General features: G+C 69.1%; 18 protein-coding genes and 1 tRNA gene. 14 read left to right on the top strand and 5 right to left on the bottom strand.

The window, feature by feature from the left end; genetic code table 11:
• The first annotated feature begins 242 nt into the window (after window positions 1-242).
• From rpmB to ACFXOO_RS09725, 5 genes are all read left to right on the top strand, one after another.
• The gene (gene rpmB / locus ACFXOO_RS09745) at window positions 243-479 is read left to right on the top strand and encodes a 50S ribosomal protein L28 (RefSeq protein WP_378842635.1); all 237 of its coding nucleotides are present in this window, start codon (window positions 243-245) and stop codon (window positions 477-479) included.
• On the top strand, window positions 479-649 hold the full coding sequence (gene rpmG / locus ACFXOO_RS09740) for a 50S ribosomal protein L33 (RefSeq protein WP_018173550.1): 171 nt from the start codon (window positions 479-481) through the stop codon (window positions 647-649). The genes rpmB and rpmG overlap by 1 nt, the downstream gene beginning before the upstream one ends.
• A gap of 3 nt (window positions 650-652) precedes the next feature.
• Entirely contained in the window at window positions 653-958 is a 306-nt protein-coding gene (gene rpsN, locus ACFXOO_RS09735; protein ID WP_378842637.1) for a 30S ribosomal protein S14, read from the top strand.
• A gap of 296 nt (window positions 959-1254) precedes the next feature.
• A complete protein-coding gene (locus tag ACFXOO_RS09730) occupies window positions 1255-1542 on the top strand; it encodes an HU family DNA-binding protein (RefSeq protein ID WP_378842639.1) in 288 nt (95 codons plus the stop codon).
• Window positions 1543-1747: 205 nt separating this feature from the next.
• A complete protein-coding gene (locus ACFXOO_RS09725) occupies window positions 1748-3706 on the top strand; it encodes a cytochrome c oxidase assembly protein (RefSeq protein WP_378843039.1) in 1959 nt (652 codons plus the stop codon).
• Between the two features lie 38 nt (window positions 3707-3744).
• Here the strand turns inward: ACFXOO_RS09725 and ACFXOO_RS09720 are convergent, their stop codons facing one another.
• Window positions 3745-4863, bottom strand: a complete 1119-nt coding sequence (locus ACFXOO_RS09720) for a hypothetical protein (protein WP_394563418.1) — start codon at window positions 4861-4863, stop codon at window positions 3745-3747.
• A 103-nt stretch (window positions 4864-4966) separates the two neighbouring features.
• On the opposite strand from ACFXOO_RS09720, the gene ACFXOO_RS09715 reads away from it, so the two are divergent.
• A complete protein-coding gene (locus tag ACFXOO_RS09715) occupies window positions 4967-6337 on the top strand; it encodes an ATP-dependent RecD-like DNA helicase (protein ID WP_378842643.1) in 1371 nt (456 codons plus the stop codon).
• A gap of 40 nt (window positions 6338-6377) precedes the next feature.
• On the opposite strand, the gene ACFXOO_RS09710 is transcribed toward ACFXOO_RS09715, so the two are convergent.
• Both ACFXOO_RS09710 and ACFXOO_RS09705 read right to left on the bottom strand, forming a co-directional pair.
• A complete protein-coding gene (locus ACFXOO_RS09710; protein ID WP_394563417.1) occupies window positions 6378-7031 on the bottom strand; it encodes a heme oxygenase (biliverdin-producing) in 654 nt (217 codons plus the stop codon).
• A gap of 47 nt (window positions 7032-7078) precedes the next feature.
• Window positions 7079-7387, bottom strand: a complete 309-nt coding sequence (locus ACFXOO_RS09705; protein ID WP_378842647.1) for a DUF2470 domain-containing protein — start codon at window positions 7385-7387, stop codon at window positions 7079-7081.
• On the opposite strand from ACFXOO_RS09705, the gene ACFXOO_RS09700 reads away from it, so the two are divergent.
• Window positions 7386-8753 (top strand): serine hydrolase domain-containing protein, encoded by a 1368-nt coding sequence (locus tag ACFXOO_RS09700; protein WP_394563416.1) that lies wholly within the window; start codon window positions 7386-7388, stop codon window positions 8751-8753. The genes ACFXOO_RS09705 and ACFXOO_RS09700 overlap by 2 nt on opposite strands.
• 31 nt (window positions 8754-8784) lie before the next feature.
• Window positions 8785-9732, top strand: coding sequence for an EamA family transporter (locus ACFXOO_RS09695; protein WP_394563415.1), 948 nt, complete (start codon window positions 8785-8787; stop codon window positions 9730-9732).
• Window positions 9733-9781: 49 nt separating this feature from the next.
• Here the strand turns inward: ACFXOO_RS09695 and ACFXOO_RS09690 are convergent, their stop codons facing one another.
• Window positions 9782-10732, bottom strand: a complete 951-nt coding sequence (locus tag ACFXOO_RS09690; protein WP_394563414.1) for a nucleoside hydrolase — start codon at window positions 10730-10732, stop codon at window positions 9782-9784.
• A gap of 97 nt (window positions 10733-10829) precedes the next feature.
• Here ACFXOO_RS09690 and ACFXOO_RS09685 point away from each other — a divergent pair, with 97 nt between their 5' ends.
• Window positions 10830-11669 (top strand): ribokinase, encoded by an 840-nt coding sequence (locus ACFXOO_RS09685; RefSeq protein ID WP_378842655.1) that lies wholly within the window; start codon window positions 10830-10832, stop codon window positions 11667-11669.
• 440 nt (window positions 11670-12109) lie between these two features.
• On the opposite strand, the gene ACFXOO_RS09680 is transcribed toward ACFXOO_RS09685, so the two are convergent.
• A tRNA-Gly gene (locus ACFXOO_RS09680) sits at window positions 12110-12183 on the bottom strand.
• Between the two features lie 164 nt (window positions 12184-12347).
• Between ACFXOO_RS09680 and dcd the strand changes: the two genes are divergently transcribed.
• The 5 genes from dcd (at window position 12348) to ACFXOO_RS09655 (ending at window position 15863) form a co-directional block, all read left to right on the top strand.
• Complete coding sequence (gene dcd, locus ACFXOO_RS09675) at window positions 12348-12953, top strand: dCTP deaminase (RefSeq protein ID WP_394563413.1); 606 nt, start codon at window positions 12348-12350, stop codon at window positions 12951-12953.
• Complete coding sequence (locus ACFXOO_RS09670) at window positions 12946-13419, top strand: GNAT family N-acetyltransferase (protein WP_378842659.1); 474 nt, start codon at window positions 12946-12948, stop codon at window positions 13417-13419. The genes dcd and ACFXOO_RS09670 overlap by 8 nt, the downstream gene beginning before the upstream one ends.
• Before the next feature lie 113 nt (window positions 13420-13532).
• Window positions 13533-14906, top strand: a complete 1374-nt coding sequence (locus tag ACFXOO_RS09665; protein WP_394563412.1) for a polymorphic toxin type 15 domain-containing protein — start codon at window positions 13533-13535, stop codon at window positions 14904-14906.
• A gap of 19 nt (window positions 14907-14925) precedes the next feature.
• Complete coding sequence (locus ACFXOO_RS09660) at window positions 14926-15300, top strand: hypothetical protein (protein WP_378842663.1); 375 nt, start codon at window positions 14926-14928, stop codon at window positions 15298-15300.
• Window positions 15297-15863, top strand: coding sequence for a T6SS immunity protein Tdi1 domain-containing protein (locus ACFXOO_RS09655; RefSeq protein WP_394563411.1), 567 nt, complete (start codon window positions 15297-15299; stop codon window positions 15861-15863). Before ACFXOO_RS09660 ends, ACFXOO_RS09655 begins: the two co-directional genes overlap by 4 nt.
• The last annotated feature ends 252 nt before the right edge of the window (window positions 15864-16115 follow it).

Raw genomic sequence — 16115 nt, 5'->3', positions numbered from 1 at the left:
CCCATGCTGGCACCACCTCGATGCGTTCCGCCGCATATGCGCGGGAGCGGGGGAACGCGGAGCTCCCACCCGTCGTGGGGAGGAATCGCTGCGTGCTAAACTCGACGTTTGTCCGCGTGCACTCCTGCACGTGGTTCGCTCCCCCTCTTCATACGGGCCCATCGGCCTGTGTGCGGCGTGGGTGCAGACAAGGGATCTTGGGTGGGGCCGTCCGGCCTCACGGTATTGAAGGAGAAGAAACCATGGCAGCAGTGTGCCAGGTGACTGGAGCGGTTCCCGGCTTCGGTCACAGCATCTCGCACTCGCACCGCCGGACGAAGCGTCGCTTCGACCCGAACGTGCAGAAGAAGACCTATTACGTCCCGTCGCTCGGCCGCAACATCAAGCTGAACGTCTCGGCGAAAGGCATCAAGGTCATTGACGCGCGCGGCATCGAGTCCGTCGTCAAGGACATCCTCGCGAAGGGTGTGAAGCTCTAATGGCCAAGAAGGCTCAGGACGTTCGTCCGATCATCAAGCTGCGTTCGACCGCCGGCACGGGCTACACCTACGTGACGCGCAAGAACCGCCGCAACAACCCCGACCGCATCGTGCTGAAGAAGTACGACCCGGTGATCCGCAAGCACGTCGACTTCCGAGAGGAGCGCTAAGCCATGGCCAAGAAGAGCAAGATCGCGCGCAACGAACAGCGCAAGGTGATCGTCGCCCGCTACGCGACCAAGCGCCTCGAACTGAAGAAGGCGCTCGTGTCGCCGACCTCGACCGACGAAGAGCGCGAAGCCGCACGCATCGGGCTGCAGAAGCTGCCCCGCAACGCATCGCCGGTGCGCGTGCGCAGCCGCGACGTCATCGACGGTCGCCCCCGAGGCAACCTCACGAAGTTCGGCATCTCGCGTGTCCGGTTCCGTGACATGGCACACCGTGGCGAGCTGCCCGGCGTGACCAAGTCGAGCTGGTAACCACCCGCAGCGCCAGACAGGCGCAGCATCCGGAAGGCCCGGCGATCCACGGATCGCCGGGCCTTCCGTCGTTCCCTCCTCCTCCCGACGCCGACCGCACCCGCCGTCACACGGGCCACAGGAGTCACACGAAACCGGCCGACACGCCGCCAATATGACGTCGGATGCCTCGAAATCCGCGTGATTCCGCGGAAAGTCGGTATATTCGAGCCCGGTCGATCCGACCAGCCGAGGGCATGTGTCCTTCGGTCCGAGTAACGAAAGGCGGCAAGTGCGCCGCCTTGGAGGACACCCACATGGCTGACAAGTCCATCACCAAGACCGAACTCGTTGCGAGCATCGCCAGCGCCACCGGCCAGAGCCAGGCCGCCGTTTCGGGCGTGCTCGACTCCCTCTTCTCGACCGTCTCCGACGCTGTCGCCAAGGGCAGCAAGGTGTCGATCCCGGGGTGGATCGCGTTCGAGCAGGTCGAGACCTCGGCTCGCACCGGCCGCAACCCGCAGACCGGCGCCGAGATCGCCATCCCGGCCGGCAAGCGCGTCAAGGTCACCGCCGGTTCGAAGCTGAAGGCTGCCGTCAAGTAGACGAGCTCCACACGCAGCACGCCCCGCACGCGGGACGTCACGAGGGGGGATGCCGCGGCATCCCCCCTCTCGCGCGTCCGGGGTCCATGGATCGGCGCTCCCGACCCGTGCTGCGACCTAGGCTTGAGGGGTGATCCCCACGGCCGCTCCACCCGTCGCCGACGCGACGAACGGGGCACCCCCACGCCTGGGCGCCCCCCGCCTGATGCGGCTGGCCGGGCCGGCGATCCTCGTCGTGGTCGCCCTCGTCGCACTGGTGCTGGGCCTGGCGTACGGCGGCGGCGCGGCACCGCTCCTGATCGGCGATCCCGGGCCGATCGTCCGCTGGGGACTTCCGGCGGCGACGCTGCTGGTCAACCTGTCGGCCGCGGGGTTGGTCGGCAGCCTGGTCGTGGGCCTTTTCGCGCTGAAGGCGGGCGAGCGCGAATTCGATGCCGCGCTGGATACGGCATCCATCTCGGCCTCCGTCTTCACGATCGCGGCCGGCGTCACCGGATTCCTCACCTTCCTGAACGTCATCCCCGCGGCCGTCAGCGCCGACGCCGCGTTCGGCCAGCAGCTCGGCCGCTTCCTGGTCGAGACCGAAGCCGGTCGCGGCTGGCTGATCACCACGATCGCCGGCGCGGGCCTCACGGTGCTCACCTTCGCGGTGCGCTCCTGGACGGCGACGCTCGTCATCGCGATCCTGGCGATCGCCGCGATGGTGCCGATGGGCACGCTCGGACACTCCGGCGAAGAGGCCAATCACAACATCGCCGTGACGGCCCTCGTCCTGCACATCGTGGCGGCAGCGGTGTGGCTGGGCGGCCTCATCCTCATGATCGTCGTGCGTCCACTCATGTCGCGCGAGAAGATGGCCGCGGCACTGGTGCGGTACTCCAGCATCGCTCTGGTCGCCTTCATCGTGGTGGCGATCTCGGGCACGGTGCGCGCGGCGATCAGCGTGGTCACCTGGGAGGGGCTCCTCTCGCCCTACGGCGCCCTCGTGATCGTCAAGGTCGTCGCCCTCGTCGCGCTGGGCGTGCTCGGCGCGTGGTACCGCCGGCGCCTCATCGGCAGAGTGCGGGAGGATGCCGCGTCCCGCGTCTTCTGGTGGCTGATCGGCGTCGAACTCGCGTTCATGGGGGTGGCGAGCGGCGCCGCCGCGGCCCTGGCGCGTACGCCTCCGCCCGTCGACACCCTCCTCGCCGAACAGACGCCCGCGGTGATCCTGACGGGTGCGACGCTGCCGCCGGAGCTGACCCTGGAGCGCTGGTTCACCTCGTGGAGCATCGACCTGCTGTGGGCGTTCGCGGTGGCCTTCGGGCTGTTCTTCTACCTCGCCGGCGTCTGGCGCATGCACCGCCGCGGCGACCGCTGGGCGCCCTATCGCACCGTCTTCTGGGTGCTCGGGATGCTGCTGCTCCTCTGGGTGACGGGCGGCCCGGTGAACGCGTACCAGGACTATCTGTTCAGCGTCCACATGGTCGGCCACATGCTGCTGACGATGGCGATCCCGCTGCTGCTCGTGGCCGGCGCGCCCGTCACGCTGGCCGCCCGCGCGATCCGCAAACGGGATGACGGAACCCGCGGCGGACGCGAGTGGATCCTCTGGGCCGTTCATTCGCCGGTCGCCCGCGTCCTGACGAACCCGTTCGTGGCGGCGGCCCTGTTCGTCGGATCCCTCTGGGTGTTCTACTACACCGACCTGTTCCGCTGGTCGCTGTACGACCACCTCGGCCACGAATGGATGGTCGCGCACTTCCTCATCACGGGCTATCTGTTCGTGCTGACCCTGATCGGCATCGATCCGGTTCCGTTCCGGCTCCCGTACGCGGGGCGGCTGCTGCTGCTCATCGGCGTGATGGCGACCCACGCCTTCTTCGGCATCGCGATCATGATGCAGTCGGGGCTCATGGTCTCGGAGTGGTTCGGAGCAATGGGGCGCACGTGGGGCGCGACGCCGATGGAGGACCAGTACGTCGGCGGCGGCGTCGCGTGGTCGGTGGGCGAGATCCCGACGCTCATCCTCGCGATCACGGTGGCGATCCAGTGGAGCCGCAGCGACGACCGAGCGCAGAAGCGCCGCGACCGTGCAGTGGATCGCGCGGGAGACCTCGAGCTCGACGCCTACAACGAGCAGCTCGCCGCCCTCGCTGAGCGCGACGCCCGCGCCTCCCGCTGAGCGTTGAGGGATGAGCGGATGCCGCAGCATCCGTCACGTCATCGTTCGTCGGTGCCCGTCACCGAGATCGAGGCCGTGCCGTCGGCGAGGATGTCGATCGACCCGTGGAGCGCGAACGGGACGTCTTCGGACACGCGCGTGATGCGGCCGTCGTAGAGCGAGCGGATGTCGACGTCGATGTGCGCGACCGCCTCGGTGCGCTCGATCTTCCAGTCGGCGCCGTCAGGTGTCACCGTGACGCTCGGCTGGGTGACGATCGACCAGGTCGGCGGGGAGACGATGCGGTCCTGCACCGGGTACCCGAACGGGCACGCGGTCGGCTGCAGCACCTGCTGGGTCGCGCATCCGGTGAGGAAGTTCTGCACCTGCTCCTCCACGACGGCGACGAACTGCGCCGTCGGCTGCGCCTGCAGGTCGACGGGGATCGATACGAGCGGCGAGTCCGAGACCACCGCGGTGCCGGCGGCGGTGGCCACCGGGGTGTCGACCGTGACCGAGTAGAGGCCGGGGGAGAAGACGAGCAGCGGCACCGCGGCAAGCGGGTCGGCGTCCGCGAGGTCGGGTGAGATCTGTCGCTTGTCGATCGTGAATCCGTTCACGCTGAAGCTCATGGAGCCGCGCACCGTGAGGTCGATGACGGCCAGCGGGCTCGTCGCGAACCTCCAGCGCGGCGTGATCCCGATCCACCCGTCGGAGGTCACGTCGAAGGTCGTGCTGCCGGCGTAGTCGCCCGCGCGGTACGACATCGTGACGCGCGTGAGGCCGCCATCGGTGGTCTCGGACACCGCCTGGATGTCGGTCAGGCTTGCGAGCGCATCCCGCCGCAGCAGCGCCTCGGAGCTGACTTCGGGCATGCCCGCCGCGCGCAGAGCGGCCGACTCGATCGCCACCCCGGGCAGCGTCAGCGCATCGGCAGCGCGGCCCTCCGACAGCAGCGTGAGGTAGCGCTCGACGAAGGCGGTCGGGCTGTAGAGCTGCCGGTACAGGCTGAGCGCCCCCGCCCCGATCGCGGCGACGAGCAGGACGCCGACGATGGCCAGCAACGTCAGGTCCACGGCCAGAGACGAGCGGCGAGCGGATGCCGCGCCCGCCGTCGCCGAGGCATCCGGGGTCTGCTCCGCATCTCCCGGAAGCGTCACCCCCGCCCCGTGATCCACGAGGCCAGTCTAGGAAACTCCGCCCGGGAGTGAGCCGAACGCGTCATCCACCGAGATGTCCTCGGATACGCCGGACGAAGCCGCCGCTGGCTAACATGAGGCGGTGACCACGCCTCCTCTGTCCACCGAGCTCTCGGCGGAGCAGGAGGCGCTCTTCCGGCTCATCGAGGACACGCGCGACCATGTGTTCGTCACCGGACGGGCCGGCACCGGCAAGTCGACTCTGCTGCAGTACCTCGCGTGGAACACATCGAAGCAGATCGCGGTGTGCGCACCGACTGGCGTTGCGGCGCTCAATGTCGAGGGGCAGACCATCCACTCGTTGTTCCGCCTGCCGATCGGGTTGATCGCGGGGGGCGAGCTCGATCAGTCCGATGCGACGCGGAAGATCCTCAACGCGCTGGACACGCTCGTCATCGACGAGATCTCCATGGTCAACGCCGATCTGATGGACGGCATCGACCGGTCTCTGCGGCAGGCGCGCGGACGCAAGGCCGAACCGTTCGGCGGGGCGCAGATCGTCATGTTCGGCGACCCGTACCAGCTGGCTCCGGTGCCGCCGCGGGGCGACGAGCTCCGCTACATCCAGGATCATTACCGGTCGTTCTGGTTCTTCGACGCGAAGGTCTGGGCCGGTGAGGTCGCCTCCGACGGGCTCGTCGATCTCGGTCGTCACGGCGCCGAACTGCACATCCGCGAGCTGCGCGACATCCACCGGCAGTCCGATCCCGCCTTCAAGGCCATGCTCAATGCGGTGCGCTACGGGCACGTGACCGCCGATATCGCGCAGGTGTTGAACGACACCGGAGCACGCAGACCCCCGGAGCCCACCGACGGCGAGACCCCGATCATCACCCTCGCGACCCGCAACGACATCGTGAATTCGATCAACCGCCGTCACCTCGAGGCGCTGCCGGGCAGGGCGCAGACCGCTGCCGCCGAGATCAGCGGTGACTTCGGCCGGGGGGAAGCGGGCTACCCGGCCGACTCGGAGCTGCAGCTCAAGGTGGGTGCACAGGTGATGTTCCTGCGCAACGACACGTCGTCGTACGGCGATCCGGCACGGTGGGTGAACGGCACCATCGGGACCGTCACGCGGATCGCGGGCGGCACGGTGCGGGTCGACGTCGACGGGGACGAGTTCGACGTCGAGCCGGCCGTCTGGGAGAGGTTCCGCTACGCGTACGACCCGGGGGCGAAGTCCCTCTCGCGCGAGATCGTCGCGGAGTTCACCCAGTTCCCGCTGCGGCTGGCGTGGGCGGTGACGATCCACAAGTCCCAGGGCAAGACCTACGACCGCGCGATCGTCGACCTGGGGTCGGGGGCGTTCGCCCCCGGGCAGACGTACGTCGCCCTGTCGCGCCTCACGTCGCTCGACGGTCTGTACCTTTCGCGACCGCTCCGGCCGAGCGACATCCGCGTCGACCCCGACGTGCAGCGGTTCATGGCGTCGGTGCGGGCCGCGGCATCCTGAGCAGGTCCGTCCGTCCGCCGAGCGCGACGCGGGACGCGGGTCAGGCGACCGCCGACGCCTTCGCGGCGGCGAGGTCCACGAAGAGGTCGGTGTTGAAGCGGTACGCCACCAGAACCTCGTCGATGACGCGCTCCTGCTCGGCGGCGTCCCAGGGCGCGGCATCCAGCTGCTCGCGGTAGAAGTCCTTGAACTCCTTCGGATCGGCGATGTCGCCGAAGATGTAGAAGCCGATCCCGTTCGTCTCGAACCCGAATCGACGCGCCATGAGCCGTCCGATGAAGAGCCCGCCCGAGAGGTCGCCGAGGTAGCGCGTGTAGTGGTGGGCGACGAAGCCCCCCGGCCAGGTCGCTCCCACCCGCTCGATGCGGTCGACGTAGCGCTGCGTGGTGGGCAGCGGCGTGATGCGCTCGCGCCAATCGGGGCCGATCAAGAACTCGAGGTCCGCTGCGAGCGCGGGAAGACGCGTCAGCTTCTCGCTGATGAAGACGGATGCCACGGAATCGCGTCGCATGCGATCGGCTGCGGCCTCGAGGGCGGAGTAGATGAACCAGTGCTGCGCGACGAGCGCGACGTAGTCATCGCGCGTGCCCTTGCCCTGCATCAGGTCGGACATGAAGCCGGCGTGCTCGCTGCCGGAGTGCGCGCTGCTGGAACGTTCGCGGAGGGCTGCGGAGAAGGGGATCACGGAGTCCATGACCTTCATGGTAGCTCAAGGTAAGGACGTCCTAAGTTACGAATGTGCTACGAGTGCGGACGCGGCTCGACGCCGAGGCGGGCACAGGCCGCGTCGTAGAGCGAGACGATCTCGCGCCGCACCTCGCGACGTTCGGTGATGGCTCCCCCGGGCCAGGGGACCCGGAGGTCACGGACCGCGCCGCCGGCGGTCGTGACACTCCACACGCCGCCGTCACCGTCGAAGCCCGTCATGGTCGATGCGGCCAGCGTCCGGTCGCCGAATGCCCGCACGATCAGCAGGTTGTCGTCGGAGTGATCGTCGTTCATGTGTGCGAGCACGCCCTCGACCGCGGCGTTATCGAATCGATGCGTCATGGCCCGAGCCTACGAGCGGAACCTGACGGGGATCGTCGCGGTGGTGTGTTTGAATCGAGAGTCGGACGACCCGGGGGTGAACATGCGAGCCGCAGGCTGGGGCCGTCGTGCCGCCGCGACGGCAGCGGGGGCACTCGCCATCATGCTGACGCTGGCCGGATGCTCCGCCAACGGTGCGGTCACGCTGGACGTGCCTACCCAGGTGGACGCGCAACTTCCGGCTGAGACCGTGCAGCAGATGCAGGATGCGGTGACCTCCGCCATGGTCGCGACCGGTTCGTCCGGGGCGATCGTAGGCGTCTGGGCGCCGTGGAGTGGCACATGGGTCACGGGCCTCGGTACGGAGTCGGCCACCGACCCCACGCCCGTGGGCGTGGACGACGGGTTCCGGGTCAGCCGAGTCACACGCGCGATGACGTGCGATGCGCTCTACAGCATGGTCGGCGAGGGCAAGCTCGCCCTTGAGGACTCGGTGACGAAGTACGTGTCGGGGGTGCCCGACCTGGAGAACATCACCCTGGGTCAGCTGTGCGACAGCACCTCGGGGATCGGCAGCTACAAGCCGCGTCTGTTCGGCATGTGGCTGGCCAACCCCGACCGCGACTGGAACCCCCGGGAGCTCGTGAGCTACGGGCTCGGTCAGCCTCTGACCGGCACGCCCGGCACGGCCTTCGTCGATTCGGATGCGGGATACGCGCTGCTCGGACTCGCCCTCGAACGCGCCGCGGGGATGAGCGCGTCCGACGTGCTGGAGACGTACGTGTTCAGCCGGCTCGAGCTGGGCTCGACCAGCCTTCCCGGGGGGACGGCCGCGCCGCCGGCGGTGGCGGGAAGCTCGCTCCTCGGTCACCACTCGATGGCGGGTGCCGACGGCGTGATGAACTGCACCGAGCCCCTCGACATCACGACGTTCTCGTCCAGTACCGGCTACACCGATTCGGGGGCCGTCTCGACCATCGCCGACCTCGGACGTTACAGTCAGTCCCTCGCCACCGGCGCCCTCGAGCCGAGCGGCATCGATCGCCTGGCCGAGCCGCTCGTGATCGCCGGCGCACCGTCGTGGCTCACGACGCGGGGTGGCGTCATCCAGGCCGCGTCGCTCGTGGGCCAGTTCGGCTCGGTGCCCGGCTACATGTCGGCGGCGTTCAGCGACACCAACACCGGCCTCACCGTGGCCGTGGTGCTCAACAACTCCGGCGCGGCGGACACCCTCGGGGCGTACCTCGCGTGGGAGCTCGCGGCGATCGCGTCCAAGGCGCCCGCGGCGGGCGGACAGTCGGCACCCGATGCCGGGCTGCCGTGGACCGCGCAGCAGTTCCACGACACCATCGCGGCCAACGCGATCTGCGCCGCTCCCGCTCCGTGACGCGCGCCTCGCGCGCTTCCGGTCCCGCACGATGAACCCGCGCTCCGGGCCGGGGTCGGCGGTGCTGCTCGTCGTCGTCGGCCTCGCCTGCCAGGAAGTGGGTGCGGCGCTGGCGGTGCTGCTCTTCCCCTCGGTGGGCCCGCTCGGCATCGTGATGCTCAGACTCGTGTTCTCGGCGGTCCTGCTCCTCCTGATCACCCGGCCGAGCCTGCGCGGCCACAGCGCGTACGGTTGGCGCTCGGTCGTCCTGTTCGGCCTGGTGCTCGCGCTCATGAACGGTCTGTTCTACCTGGCCCTGGAGAGACTGCCGCTCGGCATCACCGTCACGATCGAAGTGCTCGGGCCGCTCATCCTGTCGATCGTCGCCAGCCGTCGACGATCGGCCTGGCTGTGGGCGTTACTCGCCCTCGCCGGCGTCATCGCGCTGGGCGGCGGCGGGTGGGAGCGCCTGGACCCGCTGGGCGTGGCGTTCGCGCTCGGTGCCGCCGCGAGCTGGGCGTTCTACATTGTCGCCTCGGCCCGGGTGGGCCGGGAGTTCCCGAAGCTCGACGGGCTGGCGCTCGCGATGACGATCGGCGCGCTCGTGTCGCTGCCGTTCGGCATCCTGTCGGCCGGTCCCGCGCTCCTGCACCTGAATCTGCTCGCCCTGGGCGCGGCCGTCGCCGTCCTGTCCTCGACCATCCCGTACGCGCTCGAGCTCGTCGCCCTGCGGCGGCTCCCGGCCGCCGCGTTCGCGATCCTGATGAGCGTTTCACCCGCAATCGCGACGCTGGCCGGATTCCTCCTCCTCGGGCAGCAGATCACGTGGCTCGAGGGTGCGGGCATCGCGCTCGTGATCGCGGCGAGCATCGGCGCGGTGCGGGCGTCGTCACGTGCGGCCGGGCGGGCGAGGCGGCAGGCGACGGATGCCGCGGCCCCGGCATCCGCATCGTCAGCGTCGTCCACGACGGATGAGCCGTTCGCCGAACCCGTCGGCTGAACCCGGCGGTCCGCGCTCCCGTCCGAGCTCGCCGGCAGCACTCCGGCCGTCACACCCCGAGCAGCGTCGACACGAGATGCGGGGCGATCGGGTCGTCCACACGCAGCACCACGCGCACGCGGGCACCCTCGTGGTCGCGCGGCCCGATGCGCTGCCCGCGCAGGTCGGCGATCGTCTGCCCCCTCCCGGGCCCGTCGGTCGTGTCGACGCGGACCGGCACACGCGGGGCGACGTCGATGCGCGCACCGCCCGCGGCGATCACGGCGGCGAGCGGGTCGTGGAGCGAACTCGTGCGGTGCCCGTAGATCGGCAGGTAGAAGTCGAAGTAGTGGTCGAGGATCTCGCCGAGCGCCTGCACGAACGGGTTCGTGGAGGCGAGGAGTGCGGCGCGGTCGTCCTCCGACAGCGTGTGCTCCATCGTCACGTCCAGCGGCACCAGGGTGACGTCCCAGTCGGCGCTGAGCGCGGCATCCGCCGCTTCCGGGTCGTTGAAGACGTTCGCCTCGGCGACAGGACTGATATTGCCGGGTACGAGTGCGGCGCCTCCCATGGCAGTGACGCCCGCGATGCGGCCGGGGAGCGTCGGGTCGGCCTCGAGAGCGAGCGCGATATTGGTCATCGGGCCGATCGTGACGATGTGCAGACGACCCTCGTACAGGTGCGAGAGGGCGATCAGCAGGTCGACCGCCGACTGCTCTTCGGGCACCCGCGTCGCCGGCGGGAGCTGCACGCCCCCGATGCCGTTGTCGCCGTGCACGTGCGGCGCACCGCCGTCGTACGGATGGCTGAGGTGGTCGTGAGCGCCGACGGCGACCGGGATGTCGTCGCGGCCCGCGAGTGCGAGCAGGTCGAGCGTGTTGCGCGCGGCCTGCGCGGCGCTCGTGTTCCCGCTGACCGTGCCGACGCCGACGAGGTCGATCGCGGCGCTCGCGAGCAGGTAGCCGAGCGCGACGGCGTCATCGACACCGGTGTCGCAGTCGAGGTAGACGGGGGTGGTCATGGTGCTCCTGAGGATGGGGATGAGGGAGGGGACCACGCTGTGCCGCCGTCATACGGTTATACCCGACCGGCCCGCGGCGCCGTGGTGGAATGACCCCATGACCTCTTCACCTCTCGGCGCCCTCGCGGTGGTCGGCAGCATCAACGTCGACCTCACGGCCTCCGTCGATCGTCTTCCGGCCGCAGGCGAGACCGTGCTCGGCGGCACACTGCAGCGCCACCCCGGCGGCAAGGGTGCGAACCAGGCGGCCGCGGCCGCTCGGCTCGGGGGGACGGTGCGCATGATCGGCGCCGTGGGCGACGACAGCGACGGGCAGTGGATGCTGCAGACCCTGCGCGACGTGGGCGTGGACACGTCGGGGGTCTGGCTGGGGGAGCAGGCGACCGGGACCGCGCTGATCACGGTGGATGCCAGGGGCGAGAATCAGATCGTCGTCTGCCCCGGCGCCAATGCCGACGCGGTCATCGACGGGGTGACATTCACCGAGGGCGAGGCGGTGCTGGCGCAGCTCGAGATTCCGACGGACGTGGTGGCGGCCCTTGCCGAGGCGGTGCCCGGGTTCCTCGCGATCAATGCGGCGCCGGCACGTCCGCTGCCCGACGCGCTGATCCGCCGCGCAGACCTGATCATCGTCAACGAGACCGAATTCATCCTGCTGCCCGAGGTCGATGCGGCGACGCTGGTGGCCGTGACGTATGGCGGCGAGGGGGCGGCGCTGCGTGCGGGTGGTCGCGAGATCGCGCGCGTTCCGAGCCCGAGCGTGCAGGTGGTCAGCTCAGTCGGTGCCGGCGATGCCTTCTGCGCCGGCCTCACGCTCGCGCTGCACGCGGGGTGGGGTCACGAGGACGCTCTGCGCGCCGCCTGTGCGGTGGGCGCGGATGCCGTCACCTACCCCGATGCGCAGCCGCCGCTGCGGCGGTTGGCCCAGTACCTCTGACGGGCGAAGGAACAGCGCGGCACCGCCTTCAGCGACGGTCGGCGTTCGCTCAAGAACACCTCAGGTGCGCAGTCCTCCGGACCTCATCTCGACGCGAATCTCAAGAATGGCTCAGGTTCCGGTGAAGTGGGCTGTCCCCCGTTCGGGGGACAGTTAGTCTCGTGTTGTCGGCAGGTGAGAGGCTGGGGAGCTTCTGGGGAGTTGACTCCACCTGACGGCACAGAGAGACATTCTGGGGATGTGAGGAGACGCGGTCTGGGGCCGCGTCTCCTTCTCTCTGACACCGTCGTCCGCGTGCACTGGGGGCTCGCGACGTAGACGTGCTCGGCGTTACCAGAGCTGAGACGCGGCGGGTCGATTCGGCACTGTGCGGGCCGCCGGATCGGCCCGCCGTTCCGTTTCCGGTCGAGGGCACGACCTGAGGCCGCGTGTCGGAGCGATGGAGGGGATGACGGGAATCGAACCCGCGCTATCAGCTTGGGAAGCTGAAGTTCTGCCATTGAACTACATCCCCGGGCAGAGCCTTGCGGCGCCTCGTAAGCATAACAAACGCGGATGCCTCGGCCGCGGCATCCGCTCGTCTGCGCGTTCTCGGTCTCCGCGATGCGCCCGCAGGTCGACCCGGCGCAGATGAGTCGCCGCCCCATTCGCAGGCACCCGCGCGGCTAGGCTGAGCGGGTGCTGCTGAGCGACCGCGATATCCGTGCCGAGATCGATGCGAAGCGCATCGGCCTCGATCCCTGGGACTCCTCGATGGTCCAGCCGTCGAGCGTCGATGTGCGCCTCGATCGCTACTTCCGGCTGTTCGACAACCACAAGTACCCCTTCATCGACCCGGCCGAGGATCAGCCCGACCTCACACATCTGATCGAGGTGCGTCCCGATGAGGCGTTCATCCTGCATCCGGGCGAGTTCGCACTGGGCGCCACCTTCGAGCAGATCAGCCTGCCCGACGATGTCGCCGCACGACTCGAGGGCAAGTCGTCGCTCGGCAGGCTGGGCCTGCTGACGCACTCCACCGCGGGTTTCATCGACCCCGGCTTCTCGGGGCACGTGACCCTCGAGCTCTCCAACGTCGCGACGCTTCCGATCAAGCTGTGGCCGGGTATGAAGATCGGGCAGCTCTGCTTCTTCCGGCTGTCTTCGGCCGCGGAATCGCCCTACGGCTCGGGCCCGTACGGCAACAGGTATCAGGGGCAGCGCGGGCCGACGGCATCCCGTTCGTCCCAGAACTTCCACGTCACCGATGTCGGCGTGACCGATCTCGGATCGCACGGTGAGTGACCGCCGAGTCACCTACCACCGGGCGGTCGTTCGCGACATCGCGCCCGAGACCCTCTACCGCCTGCTCTGGCTGCGGGTCGCGGTGTTCGTGGTCGAGCAGCAGGCGGCCTACGCCGAACTCGACGGCCGCGACATCGAGCCCGACACCGAGCTCTTCTGGGTCGAGCTCGACGGCGTTCCGGCGGCGACGCTCCGGCTGCTTCGCGACAGTGAGGGGAAAGAAGACGGCGGCACCGCTCGGATCGGCCGGGTGGCGACGGCCGTCGATGCGCGGGGTCGCGGCCTCGCCGCCGAGCTGATGACCCGAGCCGTCGCGCGGGCGGAGACGCGGTGGCCGGGCTCCGGGATCGCGCTGGACGCGCAGGAGCACCTCGCGGCGTGGTACGCACGGTTCGGCTTCACGGTGAGCGGACCGGTCTACGAGGAGGACGGCATCCCGCACGTCCCGATGACGCGCGCGGGCTGAAACACGATGTCGGACGGATGCTGCGGCATCCGTCCGACCGCTCTTGACGTGTCTGCCAGACCCACTAGCCTTGTCCAGCGAGAACGCGGGGGCGTCGCGGAGAGGGTGATGAGGTGACGGACAATCCACTGGTGGCGGAGAGCATCGACACCGCCACTCCGTTCAGCGGCACCGGCCTCCTCGACGACGGCACGCAATTGGCTCATGCGATCGAGTCGGGCGATTGGATCGAGGGAGGACTGGCGGTCTTCGCGGGTGCGCTCGACACCGTCGCCGCGGTCTCCGACCCGCTCGGTTCGCTCATCGCCGCGGGACTCGGCTGGCTGATCGACCACTTCGAACCGCTCAAGGGCTGGTTCAACGACCTCACGGGAGATGCCGGCGAGGTCGCCGGCTTCGCGCAGACATGGAGCAACGTGTCGCAGGCCCTGCACGCCTCGGGGGACGAGCTGACGCGCATCCTCGCGGACGTGGCTGACCTGCACGGCGAGGCGATGGATGCCTACCGGCGCTTCCAGGCGGATGCCGCGCAGCACATCCACGGCGCGGGTGACTGGGCGGGTGCCATGAGTACCGGGCTGTCGATCGCGTCGACCATCGTGCAGGTCGTGCACGACCTCGCGCGGGACGTGATCTCGCAGCTCGTCGGCTCCGCGATCTCGTGGGCGGCGGAAGCAGTCTTCACCCTGGGCCTGGCCACCCCGTGGATCATCGAGCAGGTCTCGACGCGTGTGGCGTCGCTGGCGGGCAAGGTGGGCACGCAGGTGACGAAGCTCCTCGCGGCGTGCAAGAGGCTGGCGACTCTGCTCGACGAGCTGAAGACCCTGCTGTCGAAGGCGGGGACGCTGCTGGAAAGCGTGCTGCGCCGTGGCGGGTCGGCCGGACGCGACCTCCCGGTCAGCACCGGGCGGGATCTTCCGGGCGGCACGACGCTGCGCGACTTCGAGTTGCCGACGCATCTGAGTCCCGACGCGCAACGTGCCCTCGATGACATGGTGAACGAAGTGCCGCCACGGTTGACGAGGCTCGACAACGGCGACTATCAGCTCGCCGACGGCGTCGACGTCGACAGCTTCACCCGCCAGCAGCCACATCACGACATGGACGAGTTCAATCGGCAGGTCGAACTCCAGCGGAACGGACTGAACGACCTGTCCGTCGCCGAGTGGCGGCACAATGTCGGGCACTACCGTGAGCACGGGCGCATGGGTGAAGATCTGCAGGCTCTCGAGCGGGCAGAACGCGGGGGCGTGCCGGGTGACGGTCAGGCCGTTCTCCACGGCCCCGATCAGGTCGCGGGTGGTCGACCGGAGAGATTCGACGGATTGGGCGACGCCGGGATCAACTCGTCGCTGGGATCGCAGTGGAAGAATCGAGTGAATGACCTTTGGGACGATGTGGATGAGTCGGTCGCCGACATTCCGCGCGACCTCTGGCCGTACATCCGCCTGAATGTGCACCTCGGTCTCGATGATGTGAGCGGATGACCCGCTCGGGAGAGGAACCATGTCCCCCTTGTCCGACGAGGTGACCGGCCTCTTCTCCGCGGCTGCCGGCGTCGATGCCGCACAGTGGGGACAGGCGATCGAGACGCACCGCGCCATCCGCGCGCCCTACCGCGCGGCCCGCAAAGCGTCGAAGCCGTCCGCCTCCGAACTGGCGGCCGTGCAGAAGTCGCTGCTGGCTACCCTGCGTCCGCATGCCGATCGCATCCGCGAAGCGGGAGAGGGCGCCTTCATGGACGTGACGCTGCTGGTCGAGAACGGCGCGTACGCGATGCTGAAGCGATCGTCGCTGACGGAGGATGATTTCGAGACGCTGGTCGCGCCGCTGCGTGCGGCGGGAATCTCGTCGGCCGTGCTGGATGCCACGTCGGCATGAGCGTCTTCACGCAGGTCACGCCTCTGGCCCCGATCGCCGCGTCGACGATCGATGCGCGTGTGGGGCGCGTTCCCGACGAGATCATCGAGGCCTGGCGCGAGCACGGCGCCGGCTACCTCAGTGACGACGGCTTCGTGCGGCTGATCGATCCGGATCGGGCCGACACCATGCTCGAAGGCGTGATCGGGTTCCCGGAGGGGGCGACCGTCGTGTTCGCCACCGGACTGGGCGACCTCATCGCCTACGTCGCGGGACGCTGGTGGGTCGTGCTGTTCCGCTGGGGCACGATCGACGTCACCGAGGTGGATGTCACCGACGCCTTCCTGTCGATCATCCAGTCGGACGCCGGGCAGGATCGGTTCCTCGAACGACAGCCCTATCCGGCTGCGGCCATGAGGGAGCACATCCCCGGAGTGGACCAGTGCTTCGGTTTCGTTCCGCTGCTCGCGCTGGGTGGGCCGCCGACCGCCGATCACCTGCAGCTCGGCGGCCTGTGGGAGCACATCGCACTCATCGTGCAGCTCGCGGGCCCGCCGCAGCCGCGGGGACAGCTCGCACTGTAGGGGCTGAGTTCTGACGAATGCCGCGGCATCCGTCCGACTGCCTGCGCTCGCGTGATGCTCGGCGGCTCTTGTGTTACTCCACAGCACCGCTGTAGGTGGTCGATTTCGAGGTTATCCACCGGTTTGCGATTCGGCCGCTGATCTGGTTGTTTTTGGCGGTTCGGTGTCGGTGGTCGCCGGCAGAATGGGGGGTATGGAAGCACTCGCTGACACGCTGCGACAGGTCGAGTTGATGCTCGGTGCGGTGGTGGG

The sequence above is a fragment of the Microbacterium sp. P03 genome (genome assembly GCF_043556235.1).
In the GTDB taxonomy this organism is placed as follows: domain Bacteria; phylum Actinomycetota; class Actinomycetes; order Actinomycetales; family Microbacteriaceae; genus Microbacterium.
Note: the sequence above shows the minus strand (reverse complement) of the source record. Positions and strands in the feature narration are given on the sequence as shown.